Here is a 16,532-nt window from a genome sequence, read left to right on the forward strand (position 1 = left end):
TGGGGAGTGCCCTGATGACCCGCGCACGCAAGACCCCCGGACGCATCGCCTTCGTGGGCTCCGGCCCAGGCGACACCGGGCTGCTCACGGTCCGGGCCCACGACTTGCTCACCCGTGCGGAGCTCGTGGTCACCGACCCGGACGTCCCTGCGGACGTCCTCGCGACCGTGGCCGAGGGAGTCGAGGTCCGCCCCGCCGTCGGGGAGTCCGCCGACGTGGCCAAGGACCTGGTGACGGAGGCGAAGAACGGGGCGGTCGTCGTCCGCCTCGTCGCGGGTGACCCGCTCACTCTCGACTCGGTCGTGAAGGAGGCGCAGGCCGTCGCGAAGTCGACGATCCCGTTCGACGTCGTTCCCGGCGTGCCCTCCGGCACCGCTGTCCCCGCCTACGCGGGTGTGGCGCTCGGTGGTGTGCACACCGAGGTCGACGTCCGCGCGGTGAGCGACTGGGCAGGCCTCGCGGCCTCGCCGGGCACGCTCGTGCTGCACGCGACCGGCTCGCACCTCGCGGAGGCCGCGTCGAACCTCGTCGAGAACGGTCTGGCGCCGCAGACGCCGGTCGCCGTGACCGCCGAGGGCACCGGTTTCCAGCAGCGCACCATCGACACCACGCTGGCCTCCGTCGCCGCCGACGCCGGCGAGCTGAACGGCCCGCTGGTCGTCACGGTCGGTGCCGCCGCTGCCGCTCGCTCGAAGCTCTCCTGGTGGGAGTCGCGGGCGCTGTACGGCTGGCGCGTGCTGGTCCCGCGGACCAAGGAGCAGGCCGGCGCGATGAGCGAGCGTCTGCACTCGCACGGCGCGATCGCCGTCGAGGTGCCGACGATCTCGGTCGAGCCGCCGCGCAGCCCCGCGCAGATGGAGCGCTCGGTCAAGGGCCTGGTCGACGGCCGCTACCAGTGGGTCGTCTTCACCTCGACCAACGCCGTCCGCGCGGTGTGGGAGAAGTTCCGCGAGTTCGGTCTGGACGCCCGTGCGTTCTCCGGCGTGAAGATCGCCTGCGTCGGCGAGGCCACGGCCGCGAAGGTGCGCTCGTTCGGCATCATCCCCGAGCTCGTGCCGTCCGGTGAGCAGTCGAGCGAGGGTCTCCTCAACGACTTCCCGCCCTACGACGACATCCTCGACCCGGTCGACCGCGTGCTGCTGCCGCGGGCGGACATCGCCACCGAGACGCTGGCCGCGGGCCTGCGCGAGCGTGGCTGGGAGATCGACGACGTGACGGCGTACCGCACCGTGCGTGCGGCCCCGCCGCCCGCCGAGACCCGCGAGATGATCAAGTCCGGTGGCTTCGACGCGGTGTGCTTCACCTCGTCGTCGACCGTGCGGAACCTGGTCGGCATCGCGGGCAAGCCGCACGCCCGCACGCTCGTCGCGTGCATCGGCCCGCAGACCGCCGAGACGGCGCGGGAGTTCGGCCTCCGGGTCGACGTGCAGCCCGAGGAGGCGAACGTGCCCGCGCTGGTCGACGCGCTGGCCGCCCACGCCGCCCGGTTGCGCGCCGAGGGAGCGCTGCCTCCTCCGCGCAAGACCAAGCGTCTGCGCCGCAGCTAGTTCATGAAGCCGTTGGGGCCGTCCGAGATCCTGGGATGGCCCCTTCGACTCTCTCCACAGGGAGTCCCGCCGTGTTTCCACTTCACCGGCCGAGGCGTCTGCGCACGACGCCCGCCATGCGCCGCCTGGTCTCCGAGACCGAGGTGCGCCCGAGGCAGCTCGTGCTGCCCATGTTCGTCAAGGAAGGCCTGGCACAGCCCGCCGAGATCGGCAGCATGCCCGGCGTCCTGCAGCACACCCGTGACTCGCTGCGCAAAGCCGCGGTCGAGGCCGTGCAGGCCGGTGTCGGCGGCATCATGCTGTTCGGCGTGCCCGCCGAGCGCGACGCCGTCGGTTCCGGAGCGACCGACCCGGACGGCATCCTCAACGCCGCGCTGGCCGACCTCCGTTCGGAGCTCGGCGACAGCACCGTGCTGATGTCGGACTGCTGCCTCGACGAGTTCACCGACCACGGCCACTGCGGCGTGCTCGCCGCCGACGGCACGGTCGACAACGACGCCACGCTCGAGGTCTACGGCGAGATGGCCGTGGCCCAGGCGCGCGCCGGTGCTCACGTCGTCGGTCCCAGCGGCATGATGGACGGCCAGATCGCCTTCATCCGCAACGCTTTGGACCAGGCGGGCCTGCACGACACCGGCGTCCTCGCCTACTCGGCCAAGTACGCCTCGGCGTTCTACGGCCCGTTCCGCGATGCCGTGGAGTCGCAGCTCGCCGGTGACCGCAAGACCTACCAGCAGGACCCCGCGAACGGCCGTGAGGCGATCCGCGAGGTGCAGCTGGACCTCGCCGAGGGCGCGGACATGGTCATGGTCAAGCCGGCGCTGCTGTACCTGGACGTGCTGCGTTCGGTGGCCGAGATCTCGGACGTTCCCGTTGCGGCGTACCAGATCTCCGGTGAGTACGCGATGATCGAGGCCGCTGCCGCGAACGGCTGGATCGACCGCGAGCGTTCGATCCTCGAGTCGCTCACGTCCATCCGGCGTGCCGGTGCGGACATCGTGCTGACCTACTGGGCAGTGGAAGCCGCCCGGTGGCTGGACCGCTGACACCCGCACCCGTACCGAAGCTGATCAACGTCGCGCGCTGGCTGTGGATCGCCAGCGCGGGCATCGGCGTGGTGCGGTTCGTCGCGCAGCTCTTCGACCGCGAGACGCTCATCGCCGAGGCGCGCAGGCAGAACCCGGCGCTCGGCCAGGACCAGATCGACGCGGGCGTCAACGGCGGGATCCTGTTCGGCCTGCTCATCGCGACCGCGATCGTTCTCGCGTACACGCGGCTGGCGAACACGATGGCGCGCGGGCGCAACTGGGCGAGGATCGTGCTGACGGTCCTCGGTGCCGCGTCCGTCGCGTTCGGGCTGTTCCGGCTCGTGGCGTCCGGCAGCGGGATCGCCGCTGATCTCGGGGTCGCGATGCAGCCGGTCGACCTGGCCGTCACGGTCGTCACGACGGCGCTGGACGCGACCGCGATCGTGCTGATGTACCGCGTGTCGGCGCACTTCAGGACGCGCGTCACGGTGGACAGCGCTTCCCAGCGGTCCTAAGTTCCGACCGTGACGTCTCCGAAGGAATCGGGCACTCCCGGCACGATCGTCGCGGGCTACTGGCTCGTCGTTGCCGGCGTGGCGCTCAGCGTGCTCGCGTCGATCTTCCTGCTCGCCAACAAGCAGGACGTGGTCGACGCCGTCAAGAGCAGGAACACCGACCCGAAGCTGACCGGGGAGATGATCGAGACGTCGGCGACGGTGACGCTCGTCGTCGCGCTGGCCATCAGCGTGCTGCTGGCCGCGCTCGCCGTGTGGTTCGCGGGCAAGGTGAAGGCGGGGACGAAGAAGAGCCGCACCGGGCTGATGATCGTGGTGCTGCTCAACCTGTTCTTCCAGCTCATCGCGAACGGGTACGCCGTCGTCGCGGCGCTGGTCGCGATGGCGGGTCTGGTGCTGCTCTACTTCCGGCAGTCGACCGACTACCTGACCGAGCGCGAGCAGCTGACGTGAACGACGCTCCCCGGTCCGTGCGGATCGCGGTCGGCCTGTGGCTCGCGATCGCCGTGTTCGTGCTGTTCACCACTGCCGGTCTGTGGTTCCAGCGCGGTGAGATCGAGCGGCTGAGCGGCAGGCCGCCCGCCGACGTGACGAACTTCCTGGTGGCGCTGACCGTCGTGGCAGTGATCTTCGCGGCGCTGTACGGCCTGCTGACGCGGCTGTTGGTCAAGCGGAAGAACTGGGCGCGCGTCGCGTTGTCGGTCGTTTCGATCGTGCACATGATCTGGCTGCTGCTCGTGGGGGTCTCCACGGCGAATCTGGTCGTTCTGCTGCTCATCTGTGTCGCGATCGTCTTCACGTGGCAGGCGCGTACGGCACAGTGGCTGGCGGAGGTGCGTGAGCCGTGACCGATCCGCAGAACCCCAGTCCGTGGCAGAACCCGGACAACCCGCAGTCGCAAATCCGGCCGGGCTACGACGGCGCGTCGTCCGGCACCTACGAGGTGCAAGCGATGAACCAGATGGGTCTGCCGATGCCGCCCGCACCCGAGCCGGCGCCACCACTCGACCACGCGCAATGGCAGAACCCGCAGACGGCCTCCTACCAGAACGTGGGTGCGTCGCACGGCACCTACGAGGTGCAGGCGGTCAACAACATGGGCTTTCCCATGCCGCCGCTCGCGCCCGCGCAGCCGCAGGAGATGTCGGCACCGCGGCCCGCCACGATCACCGCCGCGATGTGGATCTGGATCGCGGGTGCGGTGCTCTCCGTCGCCGTGTTCCCGGTGCTGTTGCTCACCAACGCCGAGTTCCTCCTCAGCCAGGACGAGTCGCTCGTCACCGCCGAGGACCGCATGGCCGGCGAGTTCGGCGTGCGGGCCATGGCGTTGATGTTCGGCTTCGCGATGCTCGTGGCCGCGGCGCCGTACGTCGCGTTCGCGGTCGTGCTGCGCAACGGTCAGAACTGGGCGCGCATCCTGCTCACGATCCTCGGTGCGCTCGGCTTCCTGTCGATGGTCGCGATCATGTTCTTCGCGCTGGCGGCGGAGGTCTGGCAGCCGGGCGTGGCGATCAGCATCGTCGTGATGGGGCTGATCGTCGCGGCCGTGGTGCTGCAGTTCCTGCCGCCGTCGAACAAGTTCGTGCGGTAGTGCTGTACCGCGAATCCGGCAGCAGCTGGTGGCCGCTCCTGTGGGGACCAGCGTTCGCGGTCGCCGGCTACCTGGTCGAGCTCATCACCGGGCCCGCGTCCGTCGCGCTGTGGACGATCGTGGGGCTCGGGCTGACCCTCGGCGCTGTCCTGTGGGTGTACGGCAGGGTCAAGACCGGCAGCGTCGCGCTCACGGCCGAGGAAGCCCAGTTCGGGCGGGAGAAGCTGCCGGTCGCGATGATCGAGGCCTGTCAGGACGTCGGTGCGCCGACCGGTGCGCGGGTGCTCGGCGGCGGCTGGTCGGTGCCGAAGGGGACGACGGCGGTGCCGCTGCGCCTGCTCGACGGCACGGTGGTGCTGGGGTGGGCGCGTGATCCGGAAGCCTTGCTCGCAGCCCTGCGCCGGGTCGTGAGAGGGTGAGCAACGTGACAGAGGCCGTGACTGAGCCGGAGTCGGAGACCGTGGTGGAGGAGCCGGAGCCCGCCCCGCCCGCCGGCCCGAGCCTGCACCAGCCCAAGCGGTGGCTCATCGCCGCGGGCGAGGTCGTCGCGATCGTCCTGCTGACGTGGGCCGCCGTGTGGTGCTGGAACCGCGGCATCGTGAAGCTCGCGTACCCGGTCGACGGCCGCGAGCCGCTGATCTCCACGCGCTACCACGGCAACTGGCTCGGCACCGCGGCCGGCGCCGCCACACTGGCCGTGATCCTCGCACTCGACGCCGTGCGCCAGGTCGTGCTGGCCCTGCGCACCCGGCCGCAGAAAGCCGCCGAAGCCGACGTGTGAGACTGGGGTACGTGACTGCGAGTCGATCCCAGGCCCTGTTCGAGCGCGCCTCCACGCTGACCCCCGGCGGGGTCAACTCTCCGGTGCGGGCGTTCCACTCAGTCGGCGGCACCCCGCGCTTCATGGTTCGTGGCGAGGGACCGCACCTGTGGGACGCAGACGGCAACCGGTACGTCGACCTGGTGGCCTCGTGGGGCCCGATGATCCTCGGGCACGCCCATCCGTCCGTGGTCGAGGCGGTGCAGAAGGCGGCGGCGTCCGGGCTCTCGTTCGGCACGCCGACCGAGGGTGAGATCGAGCTCGCGGCCGAGATCGTCGACCGCGTCGAGCCTGTCCGCCAGGTCCGCCTGGTCAACTCGGGCACCGAGGCCACGATGAGCGCGATCCGCCTCGCGCGCGGCTTCACCGAGCGCCGCAAGATCATCAAGTTCGCCGGCTGCTACCACGGCCACGTGGACGCACTGCTGGCCCAGGCGGGCTCTGGCGTCGCGACGCTGGGCCTGCCCACCTCGCCCGGCGTCACGGGCGCGCAGGCCGCGGACACCCTGGTCCTGCCCTACAACGACATCGAGGCCGTGAAGGCGGCGTTCGCGGAGAACCCCGGCGAGATCGCCTGCGTCATCACCGAGGCCGCGGCGGGCAACATGGGCGCGGTCGCACCGCTGCCCACCTTCAACGCCGAGCTGCGCGAGATCTGCGACGCCTCCGGTGCGCTGCTGATCATGGACGAGGTCATGACCGGCTTCCGCGTCTCCCGCGCCGGCTGGTTCGGCCTCGAGCGCGTGCGCGGCGACCTCTACACGTTCGGCAAGGTCATGTCCGGCGGCCTGCCCGCGGCGGCGTTCGGCGGCCGCGCGGACGTGATGGCTCGCCTCGCGCCCTCCGGCCCCGTCTACCAGGCGGGCACGCTGTCCGGTAACCCGGTCGCGGTCGCGGCCGGCCTCGCGACTCTCCGTGCTGCGGACGAGGAGGTCTACCAGGCCCTCAACCGCAACGCCACGCGCCTGGGCTCGCTGTTCACCGCGGCCCTGACCGAGGCGGGCGTCGAGCACCGCGTGCAGTTCGCCGGGAACCTCGTGAGCGTCTTCTTCGGTTCTTCCGAGGTGAAGGACTACGCGGGCGCCCAGGCGTGCGAGACCTGGCGCTTCCCGCCGTTCTTCCACGCCCTGCTGGAACGAGGCGTCTACGCCCCGCCGTCGGCGTACGAGGCGTGGTTCGTCAACGCCGCCATGGGTGAAGAGGAGTTCGCCGTGATCGCCGACGCGCTGCCTGCCGCGGCTCGCGCTGCCAAGGAGGCTCGCCAGTGACCCGCACCGTCGTCCATCTGCTCCGCCACGGTGAGGTGCACAACCCCACGGGGATTCTCTACGGCAGGATCCCGGGGTTCCGGTTGTCCGAGCGCGGGCAGAAGCAGGCTTTGACCGTCGCCGAGCACCTCGCCGACCACGACATCGCGCACGTCGTGGCCTCGCCGTTGGATCGGGCACAGCAGACTGCGGCTCCGATCGCCGACTCGCATCGGCTGGAGCTGGCCACGGACGAGCGGTTGATCGAGGCCGACAACCAGTTCGAGGGGCTGAAGGTTGCCGTTGGCGACGGGGCGTTGCGGTCGCCTCAGCACTGGCCGAAGCTGGTGAACCCCTTCAGACCGTCCTGGGGGGAGCCGTACATCGAGATCGCCCACCGGATGCTCGGGGCGGTGCAGAAGGCTCGGGCTGCTGCTGAGGGGCACGAAGCGGTTTGTGTTTCGCATCAGTTGCCCATTTGGACCGTGCGGCGGTTCTTGGAGGGGAAGCGGATGTGGCACGACCCCCGTCGCCGGGAGTGCTCGCTCGCCTCGTTGACCTCGTTGATCTTTGAGGGGGAGCAGCTGGTGCGGATTGCTTACTCCGAGCCGGTCGGCGCTACCAATCCTCGGGTGACCGGGGCATGAAGCGGCTGCTTGTCCTGTTGCTCCTTCTTTCCGGGTGCACCGTTGGGAAGGATGCTGCGCAGGTCGGGGGTGGGGACTTTTACCTCGTTGCTCCTGGAGGGCAGGTCAAGATTCGGTATGCGCCTTCTGAGCGGAAGCCGCTTACCGGGCTTGAGGGGGAGTCCCTGATGGAGGACGGGAAGATCATTCGGCTGTCTGACTATGCGGGCAAGCCTGTGGTGATCAACGTTTGGGGGGCCTGGTGCGGGCCTTGCCGGACTGAGGCTCCCGAGATGCAGAAGCTGTTTGATGCTGGCACGCAGGTTATTGGTGTTGATGTCAAGGAGACTGACAAGAGTCATCCGCAGGATTTCATGCGGGATCGGTCGTTGACTTACCCGTCCATCTATGACGGGTCTTCTCGTAGTTTTATCAATGTGTTCAAGGGTGTGCCGGCCAATACTGTTCCCTCCACCTTTGTGGTGGATAAGCAGCATCGGGTTGCGGCTGTGTTTTTGGTGGCTGTGCTTGCTTCCGATGTTCAGCCGGTTTTGGATGAGCTTGCCAAGGAGTGAGGGCTTCTCCTTCGCGAGAGGGCTGTTGTGGCGTATGCGAGTACTACCAACACATGATCGAAACGCCGCTGACGACCGCCAACATGTCAAGGGCCCCGGCTGGAGTGCGCCGGGGCCCTTTTGTGACGGCTAGTTGCCTGCTGGCGGCGTGGGCGGTTGGTTCAGCGACGGGATTCTGGCCTTGAAGGCCTTGATCATGGCGTCGCGGCCGATCGAGTTGAACTCCTTGCCCAGGGTTCGCATGATCGAGTTGGCGGTGGGGCGGTACAAGCCCGTTTTGTAGTAGCGCGCACCTTCCACCGGGGCGATCACGCCGCCGTCCGGAGACGGCTGGCCCAGGTATTCGCCCCACTTTGTGCCGGCGGGGTCCGTCGTTACGTTGAATTCCTTGGGTTCGGCGCCTGTGTAGTTGGCGTACGGGTAGTCGTACTCGTCGGCCAGGCCGCCGATCGAGTGGCCCAGTTCGTGGATCGCGATTTGACCCGCTTGGGCGTTGGCGCCTGAGGCGGTGGCCACCGAGCCGCCAGCGCCGCCGTACTTGGTGGTGTTGCCCAGGGCGATCACCTGGTCTGCCTGGGGGGCCAGGGCGGCGTATTCCTTCGCCTTGGTCTCGTTCACGCAGAGGAGGCGTTCGGTGTTGGCGTCTCGGCCCTGGCACCAGAAGCCCATGTCCAGGGCGGTGTCCTTGAGCAGGCCCTTGGTCGGGTCGTGGTCCACGCCGGACTCGGTGGAGATGACGTTGACCTGCCAGACGTTGAAGTACGGCTTGTAGGAGGCGAACGGCTCTACGGCGGAGAGTTCGGCCCACTTGCTCTGGACGTTGGCGGTGTAGGCCGCCATGTCGTCCGAGGTGTAGCCGTCGCCCACGAAGACCAGGTCGAAGGCGTCGGACGAGTCTCGGTCGCCGTGGATTTTCGTCACTTCGGCGGCGGCGAGGAGGCGGAGGCCCGTTCTTTGCTCGGCTGGGGCCCTTGGCGTGAGGGTCTGGGTGATGGAGCCGTCTTCGTTGAAGACCTCTCGCCACTCCATCGCCGGGGCAGCGCCACCGGCCGGCACCTGGGCGAACAGAGCCAGCGCGGTGACTGTGAGCGCCGGGAGGATCAGCCGGGAACGATGCATGCGCTGACGCTAAGCAACCGTGATGTCACCCACAAGGCGGCAATCGTCGGTACTTCTGTCGCAGTTCAGCGGGGGCGGTTGCACACGGAAAGGCCATGCCGGTGGTCGCGTGATCTGGGCAACTACCTAGTCTGAGGTGTGTGAACCCCACCGATCTGGCGATCTCCGGGCCGTTGCTGCTGGCCACCGGGGTTGCTTTGCTCGCTGGTTTCATCTCGTTCGCTTCGCCGTGCGTGGTGCCGCTCGTACCCGGTTATCTGGCGTACCTCGCGGGGCTGGTCGGGGCTGAGGCGCCTCGGGTCGAGGCGAACGAACCGGCCGCGCAGGGGCGGTGGCGGGTGGCTGGGGCCTCGCTGCTGTTCGTGCTCGGGTTCACGGTGGTCTTCGCGTTGGCCTCGATGGCGATTCTCGGGGCGTCGGACGCGTTGTTCCTCAACGCCGATCTGTTCCAGCGGATCGGTGGTGTCGTGACGATCCTGATGGGGCTGGTGTTCATCGGGCTCGTGCCGGCGCTGCAGAAGGACCTGCGGTTCCACGCCAAGCCCAGGGCCGGGTTGTTCGGGGCGCCGTTGCTCGGGGCGGTGTTCGCGCTCGGGTGGACGCCGTGTCTCGGGCCGACGCTGGCCGGGGTGCTCGCGGTCGCGCGCAGCACCGAGGTCGGGTCGTCCACGGTGCGCGGGGCTGTGCTGGTGCTGGCCTACTGCCTGGGGCTCGGGTTGCCGTTCGTGGTGCTCGCGCTCGGCGCGCGGTGGGCGCTGGGGGTGACCAAGTGGCTGCGCTCGCACGCTCGGCAGGTGCAGATCTTCGGTGGCGTGCTGCTGATCCTGGTCGGGATCGCGCTGGTCACCGGGCTCTGGGGTGAGTTCGTCGGGTGGCTGCGCTACTCGTTCGTCGACGTCGTGAGGCTGCCGCTCTAGTGATCGCCTTCCTCCGCAACACGTGGCGCGGGCTCACCTCGATGAGGACCGCGCTGACCCTGCTGTTCCTGCTCGCGCTCGCGGCCATGCCCGGTGCGTTGCTGCCCCAGCTGTCGTTGAACGCGCAGAAGGTCGACGAGTACGTCGCGCAGCACGGCTGGTGGGGGCAGTTCCTGCTCAAGCTCGGGTTCTTCGAGGTCTACGCCACGCCGTGGTTCGCGGCGATCTACTTGCTGCTGTTCACGTCCCTCGTCGGGTGCCTGCTGCCGCGCACGTGGGAGTACTTCAAGCAGATGCGCGCGAAGCCGGTGCTGACGCCGCGCAACCTCTCGCGAATGCCGCATCACGCGCAGGCCGTGCTCGACGTGACGCCGGAAGAGGCTGTGGGGCGCGCCAAGAAGGCCATGCGCGGCTGGCGGATGGACGCCGGTGAGGACACGGTCAGCGCCGAGCGCGGGTTCCTGCGGGAGACCGGCAACCTGGTCTTCCACTTCGCGCTGCTCGGGCTGCTGGTCTCGTTCGCGCTGGGCAAGATGTACAACTACGAGGGCCAGGTCATCGTCCAGGCCAACGGCGGCCAGTTCTGCAACGGCGGCATCTTCAACTACGACCAGTTCCGGCCCGGCCTGCGGGTTGACGGCACCGACCTCACGCCGTTCTGCGTCGAGATCGGCAAGTTCTCCGCCGAGTACCTCGAGAACGGCCAGCCCGTCGGCTACCAGGCGGACATCCGCTACCAGTCGGGCGAGGACCTCACCACGAACACGTGGCGGCCCTACACCCTGCAGGTCAACCATCCGCTGCGCACCAGCGGCGACCGGCTCTACCTGCTCGGCCACGGGTACACGCCGACGTTCACGGTGACGTTCCCCAACGGCGAGAAGCGCACGCAGGGCATCCAGTGGCTGCCGTCGGACCAGCTCACGCTGGCCTCCGAGGGTGCGACGAAGTTCGACCCGCCCGGCGTGACGGACTCCGAGCAGCGGCGCAAGAACCAGATCGCGGTCACGGGGCTGCTCGCGCCGACGCCGTTGCTGCACGGCAGCATCCTGAACTCGAAGTTCCCCGCGCTGAACAACCCGATGGTCGCGGTCGACGTGTACCGCGGTGACCTCGGCGTGGACGACGGCCGCGGCCAGTCGATCTTCTCGATCGACATGAAGATGGTCGAGCAGGGCCGGTTGCACAAGGTCGCGCGCAAGAACCTCGCGCTGGGTGAGGAAATCGCGCTCGACGACGGCACCAAGGTGCGGTTCGACTCTGTGAACGACTGGGTGTCGTTGCAGGTCTCGCACGACCCGACCCAGGGGTACGTGCTGGTGTTCGCCATCCTGATCATCCTCGGCCTCGGGGTCTCGCTGACCGTCAAGCGCCGGCGGGTGTGGGTGCGTGCGACCCCTCAGGACGACGGGCGTACGTTGGTCGAGGTCGGTGGGCTTGCCCGCACTGACCAGGCAGGATACGGCGAGGAGTTCACGCGGCTCGCCCGCGCGGTCTTGAACGAGGAGAAGTCCTGATGCCGGTCAACGAGACCCTCGCGACCTACAGCGACTGGCTGTACCGCAGCGCGCTGGGCGTCTACCTCTTCGCGGTTCTGCTGTACGCGGTCGAGCAGGCGTTCGCGCGTGCCCCGCGCAAGGCCGAAGCGCTGGTCGGCGCGGGTGCGCCCGTGCCAGGGCTGGTCGAACCGCAGGTCAGGACCGAGCTGAGCAAGCCGGAGCGCATCGGCCGCATGGGTGCCGCGCTGACCGTCCTCGGCGCGCTGCTGCACCTGGGCTCGCTGGTGATGCGCGGTCTCTCCGCCGGGCGTGCGCCCTGGGGCAACATGTACGAGTACATGTCGCTGCTGTGCCTCGCCGCGGTCGTGACGTGGCTCGTGCTGATGGTGAAGTTCCCGATCCGCCGCCTCGGCGCGTTCGTGCTGACGCCGATCCTGGTCCTGCTGTTCCTCGGCGGCACCGTCCTCTACGCCGAGTCCGCGCCCGTCCAGCCGGCGCTGCGGTCGTACTGGCTGGTGATTCACGTCTCGGTGATCTCGATCTCGTCCGGCGTGCTGCTGATCCCCGGTGTGACGTCGATCCTCTACCTGCTCAAGGCGAGCAGGCCCGACCGCTTCCCGAAGCTGCCGTCCGCCGACGTGCTCGACCGGATGTCCTACCGCACCACCGTGCTCGCGTTCCCGCTGTTCACCGCAGGCATCATCTGCGGCGCGATCTGGGCGGAAGCCGCGTGGGGCCGGTTCTGGGGCTGGGACCCCAAGGAGACCGTGGCGTTCGTCTCGTGGGTCGTCTACGCGGCGTATCTGCACGCACGGGCGACGGCCGGTTGGCGTGGCCGTGGGGCCGCTTGGATCAACGTCGTGGGCTTCGCGCTGAACGTGTTCAACCTGTTCTTCATCAACTTGGTCACCAGCGGGTTGCATTCGTACGCGGGTCTCTAACGAGTTAAGCCCCCAGGTCGATGGAACCGGCGTCGGTTGCGTACCGTCGCAACCCGGGGGTCGGGGAGGTCTCGATCCTCCTTGCTCAGGGAGGGCCACAGCGGTGAACTGGCAACCACCGGGTGAGGAACAGGGCACAAGCCCGCAGTACGTCGACTCGCAGACGGCCTACCTCGACCCGCAGCAGTCCGGTCCGCAGCACGTCAGCGGCGGTCAATCGGGTCCGTACAACCTCGGCGGCCCCCAAGCGGCGGACCCGTACCAGGTCCCCGGCAACGCGTCCGGCCCCTATCAGGTGCCCGGCAACGCCTCTGGTCCCTACCAGGTGCCCGGTTCGCAGTCCGGCGCGTACGCCGTGGACGGCTCCGGTCCGTACCAGGTGGGCGGCGGCCAATCGGGTGCTTATCAGGTCGGTCCCGGGCAGTCCGGACCCCACAACACGGCCCAGTACGGCCAGTTCGCCGGGGCGCAGTACCCGAACAACTTCCCGCAGCAGCCTTACCGCTCGCAGGCGCAGGAAGTCTCGTCGCAGCAGCTGCTCAAGAAGGAGAAGCGCCCGCCGGCGTCCGGCTGGCGCAAGTCGCTGCACGCGGTGACCGGTGGCGTGCTCAACCTCGGGGAGAGCCCTGCCGACATCCGGCGCCGTGAGCTGATCGCGCGGATCAACCAGCCGCTGCGCGGGTGCTACAAGATCGCGATGCTGTCGCTCAAGGGCGGCGTCGGCAAGACCACCACGACGACCACGCTGGGCTCGACGTTCTCGTCGCTGCGCGGTGACCGCGTGATCGCGGTCGACGCGAACCCCGACCGCGGCACGCTGGCGTTGAAGATCCCGCGGGAGACCACGGCGACAGTGCGGCACCTGCTGCGCGACGCGTCGCGGATCACTCGGTACAGCGACGTCCGCGCCTACACCTCACAGTCGCCCGCGCGCCTCGAGGTGCTGGCGTCCGAGCAGGACCCCGCGGTGTCGGAGGCGTTCAGCGAGGACGACTACCGGCGCACGGTGGCGTTGCTCGAGCACTTCTACAACATCGTGCTCACCGACTGCGGCACCGGCCTGATGCACTCCGCGATGAAGGGCGTGCTGGACGAGGCCGACCAGCTGGTGCTGGTGTCGTCCGGCTCGGTCGACGGCGCGCAGACGTCGGCGGCGACGCTCGACTGGCTGGAGGCGCACGGCTACGGCGACCTGGTCGCGAAGTCCGTGTGCGTGATCAACTCGGTGCGCCCGAAGTCGGGCAAGGTCGACCTCGACAAGCTCGCCGCGCACTTCCAGCAGCGGTGCCGCGCCGTGGTTCGCCTGCCGTTCGACGAGCACCTCGAAGAGGGCGCGGAGATCGCGCTGGACCGGCTCGCGCCGGAGACCCGGCTCGCGTTGCTGGAACTCGGGGCCGTGGTGGCCGGCGACTTCCCCAACACCTGACCGGGCAAGTTCTCACTCGGCGAAAGGGGCCCCGCGAGTTGGGGCCCCTTTTCCGTTCACTCGTCGCGTTTGCGCTGCTCGTCGAGCTTGCGCAGGAACTCCGGGTCGTCGTCAGGCGCGATCACCTTGCGGCCCGGGGTGTACTCCGAATGCTGTGGGGCGAACGCTCGCCACACGAGCACAGCCACGGTGAGCGCACCGATCACCGCCAGCAGGTAGATCATCTGGTCGCCACCTCCCTTTGCCACGAGATTACCCGCGGCACAGGGATTACTACGGTTTCAGTGCCGAACGGGTTCAGTCGCCTCGGTCGTGAGCTCCGACAGCAGAGCCTTCACCTCGGTCTCACGGAACCTGCGGTGTCCTCCAGGCGTGCGAATCGAGCCGATGCGACCTGCGGTGGCCCATCGGGTCACGGTCTTCGGGTCGACCCGGAACAGATTGGCGACTTCCCCGGGCGTCAACAGGCGCTCAGTGGCTGCAGTCACGCGTCCTCCTCAGATCAGACGTTCAGGTCTGATCGTGGCATCTCACCCTTCGGGTACTCGAACGCTTGTTTTTTGGTAAAGAGGTAGTAAGGGACGACCGGGGCGAACCGGACATGTGCTGCGCCCGTGGCCGCTGCTCCGCAGACGACGGCGAGTTCGCCAGGAAGTCGGTCGTCCGGCCACCGCTTCGCCGCAGATTGGGCTTCGCCGAATCCGCGACGAAGGGGCGACCGGACGACCGACGCGAACTCGCGAACGGCACAGAAGGTCCCGCGTGCGGGCAGGGCATAGGGTGTCGCGGGTGGATGCTCTTGATCGCCAGATCATCGCCGCGCTGCGTGCCAACGGCCGGGCCACGTACGCCGATCTCGGCAGGCAGGTCGGCCTGTCCGCCTCCGCCGTGCACGAACGGGTCGGCAAGCTCGAGTCCAGCGGCGTCATCGTCGGGTATCACGCGGTCGTCGACCCCAGCGCGGTCGGCCTGGGCGTGACCGCGTTGATCGGCATCCACCCCACCGACATCGCGGACGACAACGAGGTCGCGGACGCGCTGAGCGAGCTCGTCGAGGTCGAGTCCTGCTACCGGGTGGCGGGCGACGAGTCGTTCATCGTGAAGGTCCGCGTGGCCACGGTGGACGACCTGGAGCGCTCTCTCGGGCGGCTGCGGCGCATCCCCGGTGTTGCCCGTACGCGCACGACCGTGGTGCTGTCCACGCGCTTCGAGGGGCGGCCGAACACCGGTGACGAGGAGAGCGACGTAACCTGAACGGGTGCTCGCTCGAGATGTGACGCTCTACGTCCTCGCCCGGCTCGGTCTCGTCGCGGTGGTGACGGGCGCGCTCATGCTGTTCAACGTTCCACTGCTTCCCGCGCTGGCCGTCGGCGTGGTGGTGGCGCTGCCTGCCTCGTTGTTCATCTTCAAGGGCCTGCGGCAGCGCGTGGCTGTCGGTCTGAACGAGCGCCAGGCGGTACGTCAGGCGGAGCGGGACAAGCTGCGCGCCGAGCTGCGTGGTGACGAAGGTCCTCTCACCCAGGCATAGGACCTCTGCGCGGTTATCGTGCCGCTGTGAGTACCTCCGTTGACCGTTGTTGCAGCAGGACCAGGCACTGGGTGTGCGAGGCCGTCGGGATCATCGAGGCGGACGCGAACCGCAGTGCGGACACGCACCTGCTGCGCTATCCCCTGCCGCTCGACTGGGGCATCGACCTCTACCTGAAGGACGAGTCGACGCACCCCACGGGCTCGTTGAAGCACCGGCTGGCGCGGTCGCTGTTCCTCTACGCGATCTGCAACGGCTGGATCACCGGTGGCACGCCCGTGATCGAGGCGTCGTCGGGGTCCACCGCGGTCTCCGAGGCGTACTTCGCGCGGCTGCTGGGACTGCCGTTCATCGCGGTGATGCCCCGCTCGACCTCGGCCGAGAAGGTCGCGTTGATCGAGCGGCAGGGCGGCAGGTGCCATTTCGTCGACGAGCCGTCGGCGATCTACGACGAGTCGCGGCGGCTGGCGAGTGAGCTCGGCGGCCACTTCATGGACCAGTTCACGCACGCCGAGCGCGCGACGGACTGGCGCGGCAACAACAACATCGCCGAGTCGATCTTCGACCAGATGAAGCTGGAGCCCTCGCCGGAACCCGACTGGGTTGTCGTGGGCGCCGGCACGGGCGGCACGTCGGCGACGATCGGCCGGTACATCCACTACCAGAAGCTGACCACGCGTCTGGCCGTGGTGGATCCCGAGTTCTCGGTGTTCTTCGACGCGTGGCGGGACAGCACGCCGGAGCTGGTGGGCACGCGCGGCTCGCGGATCGAGGGAATCGGGCGGCCGCGGGTGGAGCCGTCGTTCGTCGGTCAGGTGATCGACCGCATGATCAAGGTGCCGGACGCGGCGTCCGTGGCGACCATCCGGTACGTGGAGAACCTGCTCGGACGGCGGGTCGGCGGTTCGACCGGGACGAATCTCTGGGGAGCGTTCCAGATCGTCGCCGAGATGAGGCAGTCGCGCACGCGCGGGAGCGTGGTGACCTTGCTGTGCGACGGCGGCGAGCGTTACGCGAACACCTACTACGACGACTCATGGGTATCCGCACAAGGCATGGATCTCGACCCGTGCCTGGAACGGCTGAACAACTTCCACCGCACGGGGAACTGGTGACGAGAGTCGTGCGTCACAGCGTGACCTGAGCACTTGAG

General features: G+C 68.6%; 21 protein-coding genes. 18 read left to right on the forward strand and 3 right to left on the reverse strand.

Features of this window, described 5'->3' with window-relative positions; genetic code table 11:
• The first annotated feature begins 14 nt into the window (after positions 1-14).
• The 11 genes from ABFX45_RS13405 (at position 15) to ABFX45_RS13455 (ending at position 7,949) form a co-directional block, all read left to right on the forward strand.
• Positions 15-1,547 carry a bifunctional uroporphyrinogen-III C-methyltransferase/uroporphyrinogen-III synthase gene (locus tag ABFX45_RS13405; protein WP_109629018.1) on the forward strand — a complete coding sequence of 511 codons (1,533 nt, stop codon included), beginning with the start codon at positions 15-17 and terminating at the stop codon, positions 1,545-1,547.
• Between the two features lie 71 nt (positions 1,548-1,618).
• Positions 1,619-2,593 carry a porphobilinogen synthase gene (gene hemB, locus ABFX45_RS13410; RefSeq protein WP_109629016.1) on the forward strand — a complete coding sequence of 325 codons (975 nt, stop codon included), beginning with the start codon at positions 1,619-1,621 and terminating at the stop codon, positions 2,591-2,593.
• Entirely contained in the window at positions 2,578-3,090 is a 513-nt protein-coding gene (locus ABFX45_RS13415) for a hypothetical protein (RefSeq protein ID WP_109629014.1), read from the forward strand. Before hemB ends, ABFX45_RS13415 begins: the two co-directional genes overlap by 16 nt.
• 9 nt (positions 3,091-3,099) lie before the next feature.
• A complete protein-coding gene (locus ABFX45_RS13420) occupies positions 3,100-3,543 on the forward strand; it encodes a hypothetical protein (protein ID WP_109629012.1) in 444 nt (147 codons plus the stop codon).
• On the forward strand, positions 3,540-3,938 hold the full coding sequence (locus ABFX45_RS13425) for a hypothetical protein (protein ID WP_109629010.1): 399 nt from the start codon (positions 3,540-3,542) through the stop codon (positions 3,936-3,938). The genes ABFX45_RS13420 and ABFX45_RS13425 overlap by 4 nt, the downstream gene beginning before the upstream one ends.
• Complete coding sequence (locus ABFX45_RS13430; RefSeq protein ID WP_109629008.1) at positions 3,935-4,681, forward strand: hypothetical protein; 747 nt, start codon at positions 3,935-3,937, stop codon at positions 4,679-4,681. The genes ABFX45_RS13425 and ABFX45_RS13430 overlap by 4 nt, the downstream gene beginning before the upstream one ends.
• Entirely contained in the window at positions 4,681-5,100 is a 420-nt protein-coding gene (locus tag ABFX45_RS13435) for a DUF3093 family protein (RefSeq protein ID WP_109629006.1), read from the forward strand. Before ABFX45_RS13430 ends, ABFX45_RS13435 begins: the two co-directional genes overlap by 1 nt.
• 5 nt (positions 5,101-5,105) lie before the next feature.
• Positions 5,106-5,462, forward strand: a complete 357-nt coding sequence (locus ABFX45_RS13440; protein ID WP_146231337.1) for a hypothetical protein — start codon at positions 5,106-5,108, stop codon at positions 5,460-5,462.
• An 11-nt stretch (positions 5,463-5,473) separates the two neighbouring features.
• Positions 5,474-6,769 carry a glutamate-1-semialdehyde 2,1-aminomutase gene (gene hemL / locus ABFX45_RS13445; protein WP_346130024.1) on the forward strand — a complete coding sequence of 432 codons (1,296 nt, stop codon included), beginning with the start codon at positions 5,474-5,476 and terminating at the stop codon, positions 6,767-6,769.
• On the forward strand, positions 6,766-7,395 hold the full coding sequence (locus ABFX45_RS13450; protein WP_109629000.1) for a histidine phosphatase family protein: 630 nt from the start codon (positions 6,766-6,768) through the stop codon (positions 7,393-7,395). Before hemL ends, ABFX45_RS13450 begins: the two co-directional genes overlap by 4 nt.
• 167 nt (positions 7,396-7,562) lie before the next feature.
• A complete protein-coding gene (locus ABFX45_RS13455; protein WP_407656803.1) occupies positions 7,563-7,949 on the forward strand; it encodes a TlpA disulfide reductase family protein in 387 nt (128 codons plus the stop codon).
• Positions 7,950-8,078: 129 nt separating this feature from the next.
• Here the strand turns inward: ABFX45_RS13455 and ABFX45_RS13460 are convergent, their stop codons facing one another.
• A complete protein-coding gene (locus ABFX45_RS13460) occupies positions 8,079-9,068 on the reverse strand; it encodes a M64 family metallopeptidase (RefSeq protein WP_346130027.1) in 990 nt (329 codons plus the stop codon).
• A 140-nt stretch (positions 9,069-9,208) separates the two neighbouring features.
• Here ABFX45_RS13460 and ABFX45_RS13465 point away from each other — a divergent pair, with 140 nt between their 5' ends.
• The 4 genes from ABFX45_RS13465 to ABFX45_RS13480 all read left to right on the forward strand — a co-directional run bounded on the left by ABFX45_RS13465 (position 9,209) and on the right by ABFX45_RS13480 (position 13,851).
• Positions 9,209-9,985, forward strand: coding sequence for a cytochrome c biogenesis CcdA family protein (locus ABFX45_RS13465; RefSeq protein WP_112226688.1), 777 nt, complete (start codon positions 9,209-9,211; stop codon positions 9,983-9,985).
• Positions 9,986-10,026: 41 nt separating this feature from the next.
• Positions 10,027-11,502: a cytochrome c biogenesis protein ResB gene (gene resB / locus ABFX45_RS13470; protein WP_109632813.1), complete on the forward strand. Its 1,476-nt coding sequence runs from the start codon at positions 10,027-10,029 to the stop codon at positions 11,500-11,502.
• Positions 11,502-12,425, forward strand: coding sequence for a c-type cytochrome biogenesis protein CcsB (gene ccsB, locus ABFX45_RS13475; RefSeq protein WP_112226689.1), 924 nt, complete (start codon positions 11,502-11,504; stop codon positions 12,423-12,425). The genes resB and ccsB overlap by 1 nt, the downstream gene beginning before the upstream one ends.
• A gap of 103 nt (positions 12,426-12,528) precedes the next feature.
• Positions 12,529-13,851, forward strand: coding sequence for a MinD/ParA family ATP-binding protein (locus ABFX45_RS13480; protein WP_428834140.1), 1,323 nt, complete (start codon positions 12,529-12,531; stop codon positions 13,849-13,851).
• Positions 13,852-13,907: 56 nt separating this feature from the next.
• Here ABFX45_RS13480 and ABFX45_RS13485 read toward each other — a convergent pair whose 3' ends face one another.
• Together ABFX45_RS13485 and ABFX45_RS13490 are read right to left on the reverse strand one after the other, a co-directional pair.
• Positions 13,908-14,075: a hypothetical protein gene (locus ABFX45_RS13485; RefSeq protein ID WP_086667950.1), complete on the reverse strand. Its 168-nt coding sequence runs from the start codon at positions 14,073-14,075 to the stop codon at positions 13,908-13,910.
• Positions 14,076-14,132: 57 nt separating this feature from the next.
• Positions 14,133-14,339 (reverse strand): BldC family transcriptional regulator, encoded by a 207-nt coding sequence (locus ABFX45_RS13490; protein ID WP_030473853.1) that lies wholly within the window; start codon positions 14,337-14,339, stop codon positions 14,133-14,135.
• 301 nt (positions 14,340-14,640) lie between these two features.
• On the opposite strand from ABFX45_RS13490, the gene ABFX45_RS13495 reads away from it, so the two are divergent.
• The 3 genes from ABFX45_RS13495 to cds1 are packed head-to-tail and all read left to right on the forward strand — an operon-like array spanning position 14,641 to position 16,494.
• Positions 14,641-15,105, forward strand: a complete 465-nt coding sequence (locus ABFX45_RS13495) for an Lrp/AsnC family transcriptional regulator (protein ID WP_109628987.1) — start codon at positions 14,641-14,643, stop codon at positions 15,103-15,105.
• A gap of 4 nt (positions 15,106-15,109) precedes the next feature.
• The gene (locus tag ABFX45_RS13500; RefSeq protein WP_233439085.1) at positions 15,110-15,379 is read left to right on the forward strand and encodes a DUF4229 domain-containing protein; all 270 of its coding nucleotides are present in this window, start codon (positions 15,110-15,112) and stop codon (positions 15,377-15,379) included.
• A 26-nt stretch (positions 15,380-15,405) separates the two neighbouring features.
• A complete protein-coding gene (gene cds1, locus ABFX45_RS13505) occupies positions 15,406-16,494 on the forward strand; it encodes an L-cysteine desulfhydrase Cds1 (RefSeq protein ID WP_109628983.1) in 1,089 nt (362 codons plus the stop codon).
• The last annotated feature ends 38 nt before the right edge of the window (positions 16,495-16,532 follow it).

This window comes from Lentzea roselyniae (genome assembly GCF_039537795.1).
Taxonomy (GTDB): domain Bacteria; phylum Actinomycetota; class Actinomycetes; order Mycobacteriales; family Pseudonocardiaceae; genus Lentzea; species Lentzea atacamensis.